The organism is Polaribacter batillariae (assembly GCF_017498485.1).
Classification (GTDB): domain Bacteria; phylum Bacteroidota; class Bacteroidia; order Flavobacteriales; family Flavobacteriaceae; genus Polaribacter; species Polaribacter batillariae.
In genome coordinates, this window is sequence record NZ_CP071795.1 from 3,285,491 (window position 1) to 3,301,004 (window position 15,514).

The following is a 15,514-nucleotide window of genomic DNA, read 5'->3' on the forward strand; positions in this document are numbered from 1 at the left end:
AAATTTATTTCTCTTGGAGACTGGAGAAAAACTAATTTTTCAGTTATAAATCTTAATAAAAAGGAAAAGAACTCCACAAAAAAATAGAAGAAAAAGCCAATAGAATTTTTAAAGGAGAATTATTGTTTTTTAGTTCAGAATGGAAAAATTTAAAAAAAGACTATGATTGGGTAACCAATCCATCAACAGATTTTAGATACGATATTTTTAAACATTGGTCAGAAATTCCAGATTTAGCAAAAGAAGCAGGTGATATTAAATTTGTTTGGGAAAAATCTAGGTTCAGTTATTTACTAACTATTTTGCGTTATGATTATCATTTTGATAAAAATAATGCTGAGTTTATTTTTTCTGAAATAGAAAGTTGGATTGATGCAAACCCAGTAAACCAAGGTCCTAATTGGCGTTGTAGCCAAGAAATTTCATTACGAATTTTTAATTGGTGTTTTGCTTTAGACTATTATAAAAATGACAAAGCGCTAACAGAAGAGAGGTGGAATAAAATACAAAACACCATTTATTGGTCTTTGCATCATGTATATCATCATATCAATTTTTCTAGGATTGCAGTAAGAAATAACCACGCTATTACCGAAACATTATTTTTAACAGTAAGTGAATTGTTATTTCCTTTTATTTCGGAAACAAAAAAATGGGCTCAAAAAGGCAGAAAATATTTTGAAGAAGAAATAAATTATCAAATTTATGATGATGGAACTTTTTTGCAATTTAGCATGAATTATCATCGTGTGGTAATTCAGTTACTTTCGCTAGGCATTTCAATATCCGAAAAATATGACAAGCCGTTTTCTGCGGTAGTATATCAAAAAGCGTATAAATCGCTTAATTTTCTATATCAATGCTTACAAGAGGAAAATGGATATTTACCTAATTATGGCTCAAACGATGGGGCATGGTTTTTTCCGCTGTCCGATACAGATTATAGAGATTATCGACCGCAATTAAATAGTTTACATAAATTGTTAACTGGGGCATATTTTTATCAAGATGACACATTAATTGAAGATTTTTTGAGAGATGATTCAGCCATTAATAAGACGAAACCCATAACAAAAAAATATGGGATACAATCATTTGATGTAGGCGGCTATTATATTTGCAAAACCGAAAATCATTTTACATTCATAAGATGTGGTAGTTATAAGGATAGACCATTCCAATCGGATAATCTTCATATAGATGTTTGGGTAAAAGGTAAAAATATTTTGAGAGATTCAGGTTCATATAAGTACAATACTGAAGAAAAATATATAAACTATTTTAATGGTACAAAGGGACATAATGCTGTTGTAGTTGATAAGCATTCGCAAATGTTAAAAGGGAGTCGATTTATTTGGTTTTATTGGACGCAGTCTCAAAATGCTCATTGGAAAGAAACAGAAGAGTCTTATATTTTTGAAGGAACTATAAAGGCTTTTCAACAATTAAGTTCTTCAGCGAAACATTACAGAAAAGTAGAAATTAATAAAAATGATACTACTTGGAAAGTATATGACAAAATTATAGGTTTGGACTCGTCAGAGAAAAAACAAATTTGGCATTTTGATGATGCAAAAATTGATTGGAGTTCTACTAGTTTAAAAGAACAGAAAGAGATGTCATTAAATTCTTCTTATTATGGAGTTAAGACTGAGGGAGCTGCAAAGTCGTATGTTTTTGAAAATGAAGTAGAAACCACAATTAAATATAAAGCATAGCGTAAATGAAAATATTATTAATTCATCAATATTTTTTAGAAAAAGGTGATGGTGGAGGTTCTCGATTTAACGAAATGACTAAAAATTGGTCTGCTCAAGGTCATGAAATTACGGTGCTTGCAGGTATGGTTCATTATGCTACGGGTAAAAAGCAAGAGCGTTACAAAGGTAAATTCACCTATCAAGATAAAAGTTTTTATGAAAATGTTGATGTTGTACGTTGTTACGTTTCAGAGAGTTATAATATTAATTTTTTAGGAAGACTATGGGCATATTTTTCATTTGTTTTTTCAAGTATCTATGCAGGTTTTTTTAAAACTAAGGGGAAGTTTGATGTAATTGTAGTTACTTCTCCACCATTATTTGTAGGAATTACCGCCTATGTATTGTCAAAGTTAAAACGTAGCCCTTTTGTTTTTGAAATTCGTGATTTATGGCCAGAATCCGCAATTGATACAGGAGTTTTAAAAAACAAGTTTATTATTAAGTTTGCATATTGGTTTGAAAAATTTATCTATTCAAAAGCAAGACTAATTAATGTTTTAACACCTGCCTTTAGAGATAAATTGGTAAATGAGAAACAAATACCAAAAGAAAAAGTTATTTTTATACCCAATGCCGCAGATTTTTCATTAGCAAAAAAAGTTCAGCAAAATTTTAATGCTACTGAATTTAAAAGGAAACTAAATTTAGAGGATAAATTTGTTATTACTTACGTCGGAGCTCATGGAGTGGCAAATCATCTTATACAAATAATTAATGCAGCAGAGAGGCTGTTGGATACAAATGTTGTTTTTCAACTCATAGGTGCTGGAATGCGAAAAGAATACCTTATAAAGGTAGCTGAAGAAAAAGGACTAACAAATGTTGTTTTTAGGGATTCAGTTCCTAAAGAAGAAGTTTTTAAATATATTTTAGCGTCTGATGTTGGAGCATCTGTGTTAAAAAAAGTAGATACATTTAAAACTATTTATTCTAACAAAACCTTCGACTATATGTCTTGTAAAAAACCAATTCTATTAGCAATAGATGGTGTTTCTAAAGATTTGATTAATGATGCTAAATGCGGAGTATATGTTGAGCCAGAGAGTATAGAAGCAATTGTTGAAGGTGTTCGGTTCTTACTTGCAAAAACGCAAGAAGAAATTCATCAAATGGGAGTAAATGGTTACCTGTATGCGAAATCACATTTTGATAGAAATCAACTTGCCACAAAGTATCTACAAAAAATTAATGAAATTATAAAATAATGTACAAACACTTTTTTAAACGCTTTTTCGATATCCTAATAGGATTAATAGGCGTTATTGTTTTTTTTCCATTTTTTTTGATTGTTTTTATATTATTGATTTATAACAATAAGGGAACACCATTTTTCTTTCAGAAAAGACCTGGAAAAAACAAGAAAATTTTCGAAGTTGTGAAGTTCAAAACTATGAACGACAAAAAAGATAAAGATGGGAATTTACTTCCCGATGCCGAAAGATTAACAACCATTGGTAAAATAGTAAGAAAAACATCTTTAGATGAACTGCCTCAAATATATAATTTACTAAAAGGAGATATGAGCATTATTGGTCCAAGACCCTTGTTGCCAGAATATTTGCCATTATATAACGAGCGACAAAAGAAACGTCATTTGGTAAAACCAGGAATATCTGGGTGGGCTCAAGTAAATGGCAGAAATGCAATAAGTTGGCAGCAAAAATTTGAATATGATGTTTGGTATGTAGAGAATTTATCTTTTTTTTTAGATGCGAAAATATTCTTTATGACTTTTTTAAAAGTGTTTAAATCCGAAGGAATAAATACACAAAACCAAGCTACAACAGTAAAATTTACAGGTAATGAATAATATTTGTCTATATGGAGCTAGTGGACATGGTAAAGTAGTAAAACAAATAGCTAATAATTTAGGTATGGACGTAGCCTTTTTTTTTGATGATAACCCTGATGTTAAACTTCTTCAAGATACAGTTGTAAAGCATACCGATGAGTTGAATGAATTTACAGAACATAATTTTCTAATAAGTATAGGAAATAATAGAGTTAGAAAGAAAGTTACGAAAAAATTACCTAATAATTTTATAAAACTTATTGATGTATCATCATCAGTTGCAGATAACGCAGTTGTTAATAATGGTACGGTAATAATGCCAAAGGTAGTAATTAATTCTGATGTTAAAATAGGAGAACATGTAATTATTAACTCTGCCGCAGTAGTAGATCATGACTGTGTTATTGATAGTTTTGTTCATATTTCTCCAAACGCAACAATTACAGGAAATGTAAAAATAGGAGAAGGAACACACATAGGTGCTGGAGCTACAGTCATTCCAAATATTACCATTGGCAAATGGGTAACTATTGGAGCAGGAACGGTAATAATTAAAGACATACCAGATTATGCCGTAGTGGTTGGTAATCCAGGAAAAATAGTAAAATATAATAAGTATGAACGATAAAATATGGCTATCCTCTCCACACATGGGAGGTGGAGAACAAAAATACGTACAAGAAGCATTTGACACCAATTGGGTAGCTCCTTTAGGACCAAATGTAAATGGTTTTGAAAAGGATTTAGAAAACTATGTTGGTAGTGATAGTAAAGTGGCTTGCTTGTCTTCGGGAACTTCGGCTTTACACCTAGCCTTAATTTTAGCAGGAGTAACCCATAACGATACTGTTATTTGCCAAAGCTTTACATTTTCGGCATCAGCAAATCCAATTACGTATCAAGGAGCAACTCCTGTATTTATAGATAGTGAGAAGGATACATGGAATATGTGTCCAAGTCATTTGGAAGAAGCCATCAAAAAAAGTATCGAAAAAAAGCAAAAACCCAAAGCTATCATCGTAGTGCATTTGTACGGAATGCCCGCTAAAATGGATGAAATAGTAGCTATTTCAAAAAAGTATGATATAACTTTAATAGAAGATGCTGCAGAAGCATTGGGTTCAACTTATAAAGGACAAAAGTGCGGTACGTTTGGTGATTTCGGAATTTTATCGTTTAACGGGAACAAAATTATTACCACTTCAGGCGGAGGAGCTTTGGTGTGTAAGAATGAAGAGGACAAGCAAAAAGCCATTTTTTTAGCAACACAAGCTAGAGATAATGCACCTCATTATCAACATTCTCATATAGGATATAATTACAGAATGAGTAATATTTTGGCAGGAATTGGTCGTGGACAGATGGAAGTTTTGGACAAACACATAGGATTTCGTCGTGGAATGCATCAATTTTATAAAAAACTATTTTTCAAAGTACATGGCGTTACTGTTTTTGACGAACCAAACAACAATTATTTTTCTAACCATTGGCTAAGTTGTATTTTAATTGACGAACAAATCACAGGTTTTACAAGAGAAAATCTTCGTCTAATATTAGAAAAAGATAATATCGAGTCGCGACCCCTTTGGAAACCCATGCACTTGCAACCTATTTTTGAAAACTACGATTTTTATGGCACAATAGTATCAGAAAGTTTATTTGAAAATGGGTTATGTTTACCATCAGGATCCAATCTTTCTCAAAACGATAGACAAAGAATTGAAGTTTCAATAAATAAATTGTTGTAACTTTGTAATAAATTATGGATGATGAAAAAACTATTTTTAGACGCTTTAAATAATTATGTATCTAAATGGCTAGTGCTACTTATAGATATTTTTCTTATCTGTACGTCTTTTTTAATTGCATATTCTATTCGGTTTAATCTTTCGTTAAACTATAATGTAGAGGCATTAAAAATGCAACTTCCTTTTATTATTATTGCTGCCTTAGTTAGCTTTTTGGTAGTAGGTTCGTACAAAGGCATTATCAGGCACACAGGTGTTAAAGACGCTTTTAATGTTTTTTTGGGGGTAAGTATTTTTACATTTATTACGATAACAGTTGTACTGCTAAATCAGTTTTTTAATATTTATGATGGTTTTACTGTTCCCAAATCCATTGTCTTTATCCACTATTTAGTATCACTTTTTGTATTGATAGTCAGTAGGTTTGTCTTTAAAGCTTTTTACGAAATTATTTCTACGGAATTAAAGTCAATCACTAATGTATTGATATATGGAGCTGGAGATTCAGGATTAATCACTTACGGAGCAATTAATAGAGAGAGAGAGAATAATTACGATGTTTTAGGTTTTATAGATGATGATTCAAATAAGATTGGAAAAAAAATCGATCGAATAAAAATTTATGATTCTCAAAAAATAGATGAAGAGTTTATTGATTATCATGACATTGATGAAGTTATTATTTCGATACAAAACATAAAACCCAATAGGCTGTTAGAAATAACCGATAAATTGTTATCCTTAGGCGTAGAAGTTAAAATTGTACCACCATTGTCTAAATGGATTGGAGGTAATTTACAGGCAAATCAAATCAAACAAATCAATATCGATGATTTATTAGGAAGAGATCAGATTTCTATTGACAATCCTATTGTTAAAAGAGAGGTAAACGATAAGGTGGTTATCGTTACAGGTGCAGCTGGCTCTATAGGAAGTGAAATTTCAAGACAATTAGCTTCTTATCAATTAAAAAAGTTAATATTAGTAGATCAGGCAGAATCGCCTTTATACGATTTACAGCAAGAATTATTTCAACAAGGCATTAACAATTTTGTAGCGATTGTAGGTGATGTTCGAGATTTTGTTAGAATGGAAGAAATATTTAAAGAATTTAAACCAGAAAAAGTATTTCATGCAGCAGCCTATAAGCATGTGCCATTAATGGAGCATAGCCCCTATGAAGCAATAAAAATTAATGTTTGCGGAACAAAAAATATTGCAGATTTATCGTTAAAATATAATGTAGAACGTTTTGTAATGGTTTCTACAGATAAGGCTGTAAATCCTACAAATGTAATGGGAGCATCTAAAAGAGTTGCCGAAAAATACATTTGTTGTTTAAGTAAAGAGTCTAAATTTACAAAGTTTACCATTACGCGATTTGGAAATGTTTTAGGTTCTAATGGTTCTGTGATTCCTTTGTTTAAAAAACAAATTGAAAATGGAGGGCCATTAACAGTAACACATAAAGATATTACTAGGTATTTTATGACCATACCAGAAGCGTGCAGACTGGTTTTAGAAGCAGGTACAATGGGTGTGGGTGGTGAGATTTATATTTTTGATATGGGAAAATCTGTAAAGATTTTTGACATGGCAAAAAGAATGATTTCTCTTTCGGGCTTAAATTATCCTGAAGATATAGACATAAAAATAACAGGTTTAAGACCTGGAGAAAAACTATACGAAGAGCTTTTAGCCAATGGAGAGAATACGAAGAAAACATACCATGAAAAAATAATGATTGCAAAATCTCCAGAAATAGAACACGCAATTGTGAAGGGGCAGATTGAAAAATTATGTGTAGAAAATTACCATCTAAATAATTATGCAATTGTGGAGGCGATTAAAGAAATTGTACCAGAGTATATTTCTAAAAATTCTATCTACGAAAAATTAGATGTTAATAAATAAGATTTCAATTTAAAAATGCTATTTTTGCCCAAAATTATTGTCATGGATATGTCTTTAAAGAAATCTATTTTATTTCTTCTAGTGATAGGAAGCTTATCTTCCTGTGTTTCAAATAAAAAAATTGCCTACTTTCAGTATGATGAAATTGATCAAGCAAATGTAAGTAACAATTACAAAACAGTTTTTAAACCCGATGATTTACTTCAAATAACCGTTTCTTCCGAAGATTTAAAAGCGGTAAAACCATTTAACTTGCCAGCAGTAACATTTGGTTCAACAACAGATGCTGTGGTTGGGCAACCAAGACAACAATCTTATTTAATTGATAGTAAAGGAGAAATTGATTTCCCGATTTTAGGGAAATTAAAAATTGGTGGATTAACAAGAGAAGAAGCAATTTTGTTATTAAAATCAAAATTAGATCCAGATTATGTAATAGATCCTAATATCAATATCCGTATTTCTAACTTTAAGATTTCGGTGTTAGGAGATGTTAGAAAACCAGGTACTTATAATATTCCGAATGAACGTGTAAGCATTATAGATGCCATTGCATTGGCCGGAGATTTAAATATATCAGGAAGAAGAGACAATGTAATGATTCAGAGAGAAGTAGATGGGAAAAAGATACAATATAAAGTAGATTTAAGATCGAATAAATTAAACACCTCCCCAGTATTTTACTTGCAACAAAACGATATTGTGTATGTAGAGCATAATAACGCTGCAATTCAATCTGCTTCATACAATCAAAATACAGGACTATTTATTTCAATAGGTTCGATATTAATTTCTTTAATCGCTGTTTTAACTAGATAGAATGGATAAAAATTCTGAAATAATAAATTCTCAAATACAAGAGAATAACGACACTATTAATATAAGAGAAGAGGTAGAAAAGTATGCGATCTACTGGAAATGGTTTGTTTTAGGAGTTACTATGGCATTAATAGGGGCTTTTTTATATTTAAGATATACAACTCCTCAATACAGTGCTTCTTCCACGATAATGATTAAAGACAATCAGAAGTCTGGGATTTCGCAAGAATTATCGGCAATAGCAGATTTAGGAATTGTGGGTACAGGTTCTGTCAACAATACAGATAACGAAATAGAAATTATAAAATCTCGAAAAATTATTGGGCAGGTAGTCGATTCTTTAGATTTGGATATTTTATACTTCAGGGAAGGTAGAATAAAGAAAACAGAATTATATAATTCCAGTCCAATTAAATTAGTATTGTTATCAAGAGATTCCGCATTTACAAATAAAGATACCTTAATTACAATCTCATTTAAAGATAAAAATAAATTTCAATTAAAAAATATTGACAGAGAAATTATTTCGACACATAATTATAATGAAGTTATTATTTCTAAAATTGGTAAGTTTAAAATTTCACGGAATACAGTATTTGAAGATGACCAGTCAGATGTTTTTATTTTAATAAACAAAAAGTCTAAAATTATAGACAGTTACAGGGAAAGACTAAATATTAGTTCCATAGGAAAGAATTCTAGTGTTCTTAATTTGTCTATTAAAGATGCTGTAAGGCAAAAAGCAGAAGATTTTCTAGATGAATTAGTTAGGCAGTATAATATAGATGCAATTAATGATAAAAGTGAAGTTTCAAAAAAAACAAGAGATTTTATTTCGGAAAGAATAGAGAAAATAGGTCAGGATTTAAGTAAAATTCAAGATAGCGTTAAAGATTATAGAGAAAAAAATAAAATAACAGGCCTTTCAATGGAAGGCGAATTGGCTTTGGAAAATGCATCCAAAAATAATGAAAAGATAATAGAACTAAAAACAGAATTAAGTTTAGCCAAAGGCATTTATGAAAGCTTAAACAGCGATACTATTAATGACGCAGATGAGACTTTACCTCCTAATTTAGGGTTTAAAGATTTGAGTATATCTGAATCAATAATAAGATATAACGAATTGGTTAATGAAAAAAATGCATTGAGTTTAAATGCCGGTGCAAAGAACCCACTATTAATACAATACAGGAGCGAAATTAATTCTCAGAGAAGGAACCTTAAAAAAAGTATAAAAAACCATTTGTATTCTCTAGAAGCACAATTAGAGCAACTAAATAAATCTGCTTCTCTTGTGAGTTCTAAGGTTTCCTCTATACCTGCATTAGAAAGAGGTTTTATAGATATTGCAAGGCAACAAGAAATTATATCTGGTTTATTTTCATACTTATTAAAGAAAAAAGAAGAAACAGATATTTCTTTAGCAGTTACTGTGCCCAATGCAAAAATTATTGATGTAGCCTATAGTTCAGAAAATCCGGTTTCTCCCAAGAAAAAAATCATCTATTTGGCAGCTTTATTATTAGGACTTTTAATTCCATTTATCATTATTTATCTAAAAAATTTATTAGATACCAAAATCCACAATAAAAAAGATATTGAAGCGGCTTTATCCGTTCCTTTTTTAGGAGATATACCAAAATCAGAAAGTAATGAGAAAATTATTGTAAGTAACGATGCACGATCTAGTGGTTCTGAAGCATTTCGATTGATAAGAACAAACTTAGATTTTATGTTGGCTAACAACACAAAAAACAGCAAGTTTATATTTATTACTTCTACCACAAGTGGTGAAGGAAAATCTTTTATTTCCATAAATTTAGCAGCTACATTAGCTTTGTCTAATAGAAAAGTGTTGTTAATGGGAATGGATTTACGTGCTCCAAAAGTAACCGAATATTTAGGTATTGAAAGCCGTAAAGGGATTACCAACTACATTACAAATGATAATTTATCATTAGATGATATTAGGTTTAGTATTCCAGAATCTAAAGGACTAGACATCATATCTTCTGGAGCTATTCCTCCAAATCCTGCAGAATTGTTAGCAAGTAAAAGTATCGAGAACTTATTTAAAGAAGTTAGAGATTTAGATTATTACGATTTTATTATTGTAGATACGGCTCCAGTTAATTTGGTAACAGATACATTATTAATTTCTAAATATGCAGATATGTTTTTATACGTAGTAAGAGCAAATTATTTAGACAAAAGGTTATTAGCGATTCCAGAAGAACTTTATAAAAGCAAGAGATTGCCAAATATGTCTATCGTTTTAAACGATACAGATCCTAAAAGAAGCTATGGTTATGGTTATGGTTATGGAGGTTATGGCTATCTTTCCGAAGATGAAACAAAACCTTGGTACAAAAAAATATTTTCATAATAGACAAATTATCATATCACATAAAAAGAGGCTTTCACAAAAGTAAATTTAATGGTCATTTTGAGCATTACTAAAATCAAAATATATTTTGATTGAAAGTAGCTAACGAAGTCATCGAAAAATATAAAATATTGAAATTCAGCAAATAAGATTTCTCAATGACAGTCGAAATGACAAATTTTAAGACTTTCGAGACAGCTTCTTTTAATTAAAAACTGTAGCATTATTTCTTAATAGATGCTCAATTTTTTTAGCATTCTTTTTTGTTCCAATTTTTTTAAGTAGCTCTAAATGATAATGATGATGCGTATCTGTACCTACAAAATCGTACATATTTAACTTTAAAATCTCGTTGCTTATTTTTTGCACATTTTTACCATACTGCTCCGTTAAAGAAAGTAAATTAAGTTGAAACAAACAACCAGCCTTTTTAAGTTTGTAATAATTATCGAAATTATTATGATAAAAATGATATCTTTCAGGATGTGCTAATACAGGTTTGTAGCCTTTTAATTGAATTTCAAAAAGGATTTCATATAAATTAATAGGAGCATTAAAATAAGACATCTCTACTAAAACATACTTGTCTTTCAAAGGAAGAATATCATTTTTTTCTAAACGAATGCTAAATTGCTCGTCCATCATGTATTCTGCAGCAGCGTTTATTTTAATATCAGTATATCCTTTTTCTTTTAAAGCATTTTGTACTTCTGTAAGTTTGTTTTTTATCGTTTCAGAAGAATTAGGATATACATCACCCAAAACATGCGGAGTGGTTATAAAATTCTTAATTCCGTAAGAATGCATTTTTAAAATTAATTCTAATGAATTTTTTAAATTTTTTGCTCCATCATCTATTCCAGGTAATAAGTGCGAATGAATATCGATAAAATTATCAGAGAAAATATCCGTTAAAGGCACTATTTTCTTCTTAAAAAAAACCATACATCATATTTTATTGCAAATTTACGATATTTCAGATTATTTGTAACAGCGAAAACGATTGAAGTTTTAGTTATTATTGTTAAAATGATTCCGTTGTTATATATTTGGTCTTAAATACTAAAAATATGATTTTAATAGCAGATGGAGGTTCTACCAAAGCAGATTGGATAGCCATAAATAAAAACAAAAAAGAAGAATTTAGAGTAAGAACCTTGGGTTTAAATCCGGCTGTTGTTGCAGAAGAGGAATTGTACAATAGAATTATAAATATGTTTCAGTTAATAAACATTAAAGAAGATGTTACTGAAATTCATTTCTATGGTGCTGGCTGTGGAACTCCAAAACCAACTGCAATTTTAAAAAAAATATTAGAATCTATTTTTACAAATGCAAAAGTTTTTATAGCAGAAGACATGTTGGCGGCAGTTTATGCAGCAACTGGTAAAGAACCTGCCATGGTTTGTATTTTAGGAACAGGGTCTAATAGTTGTTATTTCGATGGTAATGAGATGCAAATGTTAGTGCCTTCTTTGGGGTATATTTTAATGGATGAGGCGAGTGGTAATTACTTTGGTAAAAAGTTAATTGTAGATTACTATTACAGCAAAATGCCCAAAGCAATTGCAGAAAAATTTAATGAGGAATTTAATTTAGAAGCAGATTATATTAAGAAAAATATATACAAAGAACCCAATCCAAATATGTATTTAGCTTCTTTTGCGAAGTTTATGTTCGATTTTAAAGACGAAAAATATATCAAAAGAATTATTAAAAAAGGATTTCAAGAGTTTTTTAAATATAGAATTTTACCTTACGATATTAATCGTGAAACAAAAATATATTTTATAGGCTCTATAGCACATTATTTTAGAGATATTTTAGAGAAAATCGCTCAAAAAAATAACTTGCAAATTACAGATGTTATTCAAAGACCTATCGATAATTTATTAGAATATCACAGAAACAATATCAATTAATAAAATCGAGTATTCTTTCTAATTGCATACCTCTAGAGCCTTTAATTAAAATAGATTGATTTTCCAGAGGTTTTTTTATGAGGTGTTGTTTCAAATCTTCAAAAGTTTTAAAAACCTTGTTTTTTGTGCTAGTTTCAAAAAATAACTCTCCAACATAAAAAGTATTTTTAAACGAAAAACAATCACATAAATCTACGATTTCTTGATGCTCTTTAGAGCGATCTTTCCCTAACTCGAACATATCTCCTAAAATTACAGTTTTCTCTCCCTTTTTTAAGCTAGAAAAATGTTCTAATGCAGCCTTCATGCTAGATGGATTTGCATTGTAGGCATCTAAAATAATTTCGTTAGAATTTGTTTTGATAATTTGAGAACGATTATTCGTTGGAGAATATTTTTCGATGGCTTTTTTTATAGCTTCATCAGAAACATTAAAATAACGACCAAAACTAATGGCAGCTGCTATATTTGTATAATTATATTTTCCTATTAAATTACTAAGAATTTCTTTAGAATTGTAAGATAATTTTACAAAAGGATTTGCTTCCAAAAACCTTATTTTATTAGAAAAGAGAACCCTGTTACAGGTTGTTGTTTTTTCCATTTGAATAGTATCATCTGGGTTTACAAAAGCTATTTTGTTGTTTTTAATTAAATAATTGTACAGTTCACTTTTTCCTTTAATAACCCCTTCTACACCTCCAAAACCTTCTAAGTGTGCTTTGCCAAAGTTTGTAATATAACCAAAATCGGGCTGAGCAATCGAACACAAAAAATCGATTTCTTTTTGATGATTTGCGCCCATTTCTACAATGCCTATTTCGGTTGTTGGATTTATAGATAGTAAAGTTAAAGGAACCCCAATATGATTGTTTAAATTTCCAATAGTGGCAGTTGTTTTATATTTTTCTGAAAGCACACTATTTATAAGTTCTTTGGTTGTGGTTTTTCCATTACTGCCTGTTAAGCCAATAATTGGAATATCTAATTGATTTCTATGATGCTTGGCTAAGTTTTGTAATGTTTCTAAAACATTATCAACTAAAATGGTTTTTCCTTTAATTTCGAAGTCAGCTTCATCTATAACAGCATATTTGGCTCCTAATTCTAATGCTTTTTCTGCAAAATTATTTCCATTAAAATTACTTCCTTTTAATGCAAAAAAAATTGCATTAGAGCGAATTTTTCTTGTATCGGTAGCTATTAAATAGTGTGCTGTATATTTTTCGTAAATTTCTTCTATGCGCATTTTTAAATCTTAAATGGTAATCCTTTATTTTTATAAAGTTTTGGAAAAATAAAAAACCTCATTGTAAAGATAACAATGAGGCTGTAATTATTCTAAAGATACATTAATTATCTCGTTGGTGTTCTCTTTTTTCTTTTCTTGTAGGTCATTGGACCTAATTTATCGGTTACACATCTAAAACCAATATAGTTGGTAGCCATATATTCTGGTAAATACCTTCGTTGAGCAGGATCTAACCAATATTCTCTATCGGACCAAGAACCGCCTTTATAAACTCTTGTTCTATCACTAATTAAAGTAGTTCTAGTTTTAGAGTCTGTAGCAATAACATCTCTTCCTGTAACAGAATCTCTAACCCTTACTGGTCTTTTAGGAGAATTGTACATGCTAGGTCTAGAGGCAAATCTTTCTTCGTCATCTTCGTAATAACGTGTAGAATTTAAATCTCCATCTCCAATATTTGCATTTTCTGCTTTAGAAAAGTTTGTTCTAAAAGTAGCATCGTCTTTTGTAATTGGAATGTACTTGATAGATCCTGGAAGTTGTTTGGGTATAATTCTACCATTTGGTAAAGTATCGTAATCCACTTCTGCAGTTTCACTTCCAACAATTACCACTTGTCCGTCTTCGTTAATCATTTTTTTAGTAAACAAATTACCTCTAAAATAGTTAAAATCGTTTGCTTCGTTGTCTATAATTGGTCTGTAAACATCTGCTACCCATTCAGCTACGTTTCCAGACATGTCGTACAAACCAAATGCATTTGGAGGGTAAGATTTTATACGAATAGGAATGTCAGATCCATCTGAACTCCAACCAGACAAACCACTATAATCTCCTTTACCTTGCTTAAAATTAGCTAACTGATTTCCTCTAAAGCGCTTCTTTTTATCTCTAGTGTATTTACCATTCCAAGCATATTTTTTTCTACCTCTAATATTGTTATATTCTCTGTTTTCAATATTTGCTTTTGCCGCAAACTCCCATTCGGCTTCTGTTGGCAATCTAAATTTTTGCTGTAAAATTCCGTCGGCTTTTGTAATTTTTCTTCCTTGAAACGAATTTTTATCACTTTTAGAAGATCTTCCTCTGGTTCTAACTCCCCTTTTATAAATAGTAGTATCTCCTTCAAATAATTTAGAGTCGTCTGCTAAAAAAACATCCGTATCAAAAAAGTTTCTTACAGAATCTCTTTCGAAAATATTTTCTATATGTCCTTTTTCGATTAAGGTTTTTAAGTTTACAGCGTTTGTTCTCCACTTACAATATTCATTTGCTTGCAACCAACTAACCCCTACTACAGGATAATCTGCATACGCAGGATGGCGAAAATAGTTTTCGGCTAAAATATCTGTATTTCCTAAACTTTTTCTCCAAACCAAAGTATCTGGAAGAACAGAATTGTAAATATGTTTGTATTTTTCTTCAGAAGGCGGAAATACATCTTTTATGTATTGCACATATAAAAAATATTCCGAGTTCGTAACTTCTGCTTCATCCATAAAAAACGAACGAACGTGTATTTTCTTTGGTGTTGTATTCCAATCGAACATTACATCGTCTTGAACTCGCCCCATTGTAAAGCTACCACCTTCAATCTCTACCATACCTAATGGTGGTTTTTGACCTTCAAAAGAATTAGAACGAATGTAATTGCCATTTTTGGGGTCGTTAAAAGATAAACCTGTTAAACGAGATTTACCAGCACTAGATCTATTGCAATTCGCTAATAGCAGTGTTGTTAGGGCAATTAAAGTTATTTTTAAGATATTTTTCATTTCCAAATTGAAAATTATTTATGATTTTTCGTATTTGCGATGCAATTTACAATAATTATACTTTCAAGCAAGTAAATAATAAAATTTAACGCATCAATTTTTTGTTCATATTTTATTAAACGAGTACAAATTAAATTTAG

Annotated in this window: 12 protein-coding genes; 9 read left to right on the forward strand and 3 right to left on the reverse strand. The window is 30.2% G+C overall.

What is annotated here, in order from left to right; genetic code table 11:
• The first annotated feature begins 122 nt into the window (after positions 1-122).
• From JL193_RS14555 to JL193_RS14590, 8 genes are read left to right on the forward strand one after another with little or no spacing between them, the layout of a single operon-like run.
• Positions 123-1,718: a heparinase II/III domain-containing protein gene (locus JL193_RS14555; protein ID WP_243456763.1), complete on the forward strand. Its 1,596-nt coding sequence runs from the start codon at positions 123-125 to the stop codon at positions 1,716-1,718.
• Between the two features lie 5 nt (positions 1,719-1,723).
• Positions 1,724-2,968 (forward strand): glycosyltransferase family 4 protein, encoded by a 1,245-nt coding sequence (locus tag JL193_RS14560; protein ID WP_207971481.1) that lies wholly within the window; start codon positions 1,724-1,726, stop codon positions 2,966-2,968.
• Positions 2,968-3,573 (forward strand): sugar transferase, encoded by a 606-nt coding sequence (locus JL193_RS14565; protein WP_207971482.1) that lies wholly within the window; start codon positions 2,968-2,970, stop codon positions 3,571-3,573. Before JL193_RS14560 ends, JL193_RS14565 begins: the two co-directional genes overlap by 1 nt.
• Positions 3,566-4,183, forward strand: a complete 618-nt coding sequence (locus tag JL193_RS14570) for an acetyltransferase (protein WP_243456764.1) — start codon at positions 3,566-3,568, stop codon at positions 4,181-4,183. Before JL193_RS14565 ends, JL193_RS14570 begins: the two co-directional genes overlap by 8 nt.
• Entirely contained in the window at positions 4,173-5,303 is a 1,131-nt protein-coding gene (locus JL193_RS14575; protein WP_207971483.1) for an aminotransferase class I/II-fold pyridoxal phosphate-dependent enzyme, read from the forward strand. Before JL193_RS14570 ends, JL193_RS14575 begins: the two co-directional genes overlap by 11 nt.
• Positions 5,304-5,324: 21 nt before the next feature.
• Positions 5,325-7,217, forward strand: coding sequence for a polysaccharide biosynthesis protein (locus tag JL193_RS14580; RefSeq protein ID WP_367890017.1), 1,893 nt, complete (start codon positions 5,325-5,327; stop codon positions 7,215-7,217).
• A 24-nt stretch (positions 7,218-7,241) separates the two neighbouring features.
• Positions 7,242-8,036, forward strand: coding sequence for a polysaccharide biosynthesis/export family protein (locus JL193_RS14585; protein ID WP_243456765.1), 795 nt, complete (start codon positions 7,242-7,244; stop codon positions 8,034-8,036).
• A 1-nt stretch (position 8,037) separates the two neighbouring features.
• On the forward strand, positions 8,038-10,425 hold the full coding sequence (locus JL193_RS14590; RefSeq protein WP_207971485.1) for a GumC family protein: 2,388 nt from the start codon (positions 8,038-8,040) through the stop codon (positions 10,423-10,425).
• 204 nt (positions 10,426-10,629) lie between these two features.
• Here JL193_RS14590 and JL193_RS14595 read toward each other — a convergent pair whose 3' ends face one another.
• Positions 10,630-11,370, reverse strand: a complete 741-nt coding sequence (locus tag JL193_RS14595; protein ID WP_207971486.1) for a tyrosine-protein phosphatase — start codon at positions 11,368-11,370, stop codon at positions 10,630-10,632.
• A gap of 125 nt (positions 11,371-11,495) precedes the next feature.
• Between JL193_RS14595 and JL193_RS14600 the strand changes: the two genes are divergently transcribed.
• Positions 11,496-12,347 (forward strand): N-acetylglucosamine kinase, encoded by an 852-nt coding sequence (locus tag JL193_RS14600; RefSeq protein WP_207971487.1) that lies wholly within the window; start codon positions 11,496-11,498, stop codon positions 12,345-12,347.
• On the opposite strand, the gene JL193_RS14605 is transcribed toward JL193_RS14600, so the two are convergent.
• Together JL193_RS14605 and gldJ are read right to left on the reverse strand one after the other, a co-directional pair.
• Positions 12,340-13,596 carry a UDP-N-acetylmuramoyl-tripeptide--D-alanyl-D-alanine ligase gene (locus JL193_RS14605; RefSeq protein WP_207971488.1) on the reverse strand — a complete coding sequence of 419 codons (1,257 nt, stop codon included), beginning with the start codon at positions 13,594-13,596 and terminating at the stop codon, positions 12,340-12,342. The two genes, JL193_RS14600 and JL193_RS14605, sit on opposite strands and share 8 nt — an antisense overlap.
• A gap of 107 nt (positions 13,597-13,703) precedes the next feature.
• On the reverse strand, positions 13,704-15,374 hold the full coding sequence (gene gldJ / locus JL193_RS14610; protein ID WP_207971489.1) for a gliding motility lipoprotein GldJ: 1,671 nt from the start codon (positions 15,372-15,374) through the stop codon (positions 13,704-13,706).
• Positions 15,375-15,514 lie beyond the last annotated feature (140 nt).